Genomic DNA, 2,835 nt, shown 5'->3' on the forward strand with positions numbered 1-2,835 from the left:
CTTTAAACGATTTACAGGGTGAAAATTCCCTGTCATGACTAATATTCCAATTCAAGTCATGTCTATGAGACTCCTACATGCGCCTATCATTCCAATGTGATAGGGGTCTGAAGCTAGGTGAAGCCGTCCTTGAAGCGAACTCGTTAAACGTGGATTTAGGGCGGTAGGCTTTAAAAACATTCTATGATGAGCGAAATCGAACCCTCGTATGTACGCTCCGTTACTCATTCCCCAATCTAATAACGAGATATATGATTGGGTCTTGCGTGAAGATATTTCTCTCTTGCCTGAGGAGAAATTGCTTATATAGGTCTTTCCAGAGTTTATATAAGATTCATGAGAGTTAGGAATAGTCTACTCATGAACAAGTAGCGTCGGAGTATAGAGGGCATCTAAGGAATGTAAAAGAAGGGCTGGTTTAAAGGGAACGTGCGAGAGCCAATAAGCGGAGGTATTGGAGCCTATGAAACTTATTGGAAGTCAGCGACACCATAGTACCTATGATGAATAGCCGTTTGTATCTTGCTATAAGTTGCTTCTGCAACGAAGTGTAGGAGAGGAGAGAAACTATTCTAGGGAAGGGTGTTAGTCGAGAAGTATTGCACTAATTGAGGAAATGTTCAAACGAACCATGTGAGAGTAAAAGAGTTAATTCATTTCGGATAGTCCATTTCTCTAATCAAGGGGGCGATCCATATAAAAATGAAGGATAATAAACAATTTCCACAAAACGAAAAAGAGCTAAAACTAGCACTCGATAGCATGTACCGAATAGCCAAAGAAAGTAGTAAACCTTTCTATAACCTAATTGAACTTATGAAGAACGAGCAGACTATACTGACCGCCATTCATAATATCAAGGGTAATAAAGGAAGCAAAACTGCTGGCACTGATGGTAAGACTATGGACTACTATCTTCAAATGGGCAGAGATAAGTTGATGTCTCTAATTCGTAGGAACATTAATAACTATCAACCTAGTCCAGTAAGAAGAAAGTACATTCCAAAATCAAATGGTAAGCAACGTCCTTTGGGTATTCCTAACATGATAGACCGCATCATACAAGAAATAGCCAAAATTGTCATTGAACCCATAGCCGAAGCTAAATTTTATCATTATAGCTTTGGTTTCAGACCAATGCGTTCAGCTGAGCAAGCTATTGCTGAAACACTTGAACGTATCAGGAGAAGCAAAACCTATTGGGTAATTGAAGGCGATATTAAAGGGTATTTCGATAACATCAATCACAATAAGTTGATTGAAATAATGTGGAAAATAGGAATCCGAGACAAAAGAGTGCTTATGATGATTAAGAAAATGCTAAAAGCAGGAATTATGGAAGAAGGAAAGGTCAGAGATAACGTTAGTGGTTCACCACAAGGCGGTATCATCTCACCTCTTTTGGCTAACATTTATCTTAATTATTTTGATTGGGAGATTGCTAGAATGTTCCAAGAGCATCCAGCTAGATACAAGGTCAAAGACGTTTCTAGAAATGGACTACAACGTGTCCGACAAAGACATGAAGATACATTTCTAATTCGATACGCAGATGACTGGGTTATCCTTTGTAAAAGCGAGGGAAATGCCAAGCGGATTCTCAAAAAAGTGGAGAAATATTTTAACCACCAATTGAAACTGGAGCTGTCCAAAGAGAAGACCTTAATCACTGATGTGAGAACGAATAGAGTCAATTTCTTAGGATTCTGGATTTTTGCAGAAGAACATCGGCTTAGAAAAGGCAACATACAAGGAAAAGCTATCCCTAACATGGATAAAGCCAAGTTGAAAATAAAGGAGATTAATAAAAATATTAAAACCCTTTATGACCATCGTGGTAATAAATCCAAACAGGTTGCCATAATCGAGAGTATCAACTCAAAGATTGTTGGCATAGCAAATTATTATAAAATCGCCAATGTATCTACTATATTTCAAGGGTTTGACAAACGTATTCATTACGCCCAATGGAGAACATGGTTGTTTATGAACAATCGACGTGGACGATATTATCAACTAACCACTCCAGCGGATACTCTCTTAAATAGAAGAGATAGACACAAAGAGCAAAAAAGTAAAGTATTCTTCATTGAAGAACATGGAGCTAAAGTAGGAATCACCAAATTTGCATTTACGCCAAAACGTAATGCGATGAAAGTGAATCTCTTAATGTCGCCCTATACAGATAATGGCCGAAGTATTTATAAACGGACAACCGGCAAACGTGAGGCACTAGAAAGACCGAATTTCTTCCAAGAAGAGATTCCTTTCTACCAACTCAACAACCGTTATCCGATATATAACTTTGAATTCTATCTGAATAGAGAATACGCATTTAACAGAGATAGGGGAAAATGTAACTGTTGTAAGGTTCAGCTAAATGAATGGAATCTTAACACACATCATAAAAACCCTAAACTACCGCTTAATAAAGTCAATAAGGTGATAAATCTGGTTTCCTTGTGCAAAACATGCCACAAGCTGGTTCACAACGAAAATCCCGTTACCAATACAAAAGGTGGAAAGAAAATAGAGCAACTTAGAAAGTTGCTTAAAGAGGTTAAGTAAGTACGGCTTTCGAGGATAAATTAACTCTTATTCGTATTTGAACAAATTAGTGTAATGGCGGTTATAGTCGTAATGCTATAACAGTCTTTATGGAGAACTGAGACAACAGTTTGAAATATGGTTTCCCGATGGAACGCCGTATGCGGTGAAAATCGCACGTACGGTGTGGGGCGGGGGAAAAGGTGGAGATTACTTCAAAGTCTTACCTATCGCACCCGAAATGGGTAGTGGCTACCTCAATCCTTACGGATTGAGATGCCACACATA

At 38.3% G+C, this 2,835-nt stretch carries 1 protein-coding gene; it reads left to right on the forward strand.

The window, feature by feature from the left end:
- Window positions 1-702: 702 nt before the first annotated feature.
- Window positions 703-2,568: a group II intron reverse transcriptase/maturase gene (ltrA, locus tag MR168_RS32535; RefSeq protein WP_000654328.1), complete on the forward strand. Its 1,866-nt coding sequence runs from the start codon at window positions 703-705 to the stop codon at window positions 2,566-2,568.
- The last annotated feature ends 267 nt before the right edge of the window (window positions 2,569-2,835 follow it).

The sequence above is a fragment of the Bacillus cereus group sp. BfR-BA-01356 genome, assembly GCF_022663635.1.
In the GTDB taxonomy this organism is placed as follows: domain Bacteria; phylum Bacillota; class Bacilli; order Bacillales; family Bacillaceae_G; genus Bacillus_A; species Bacillus_A cereus.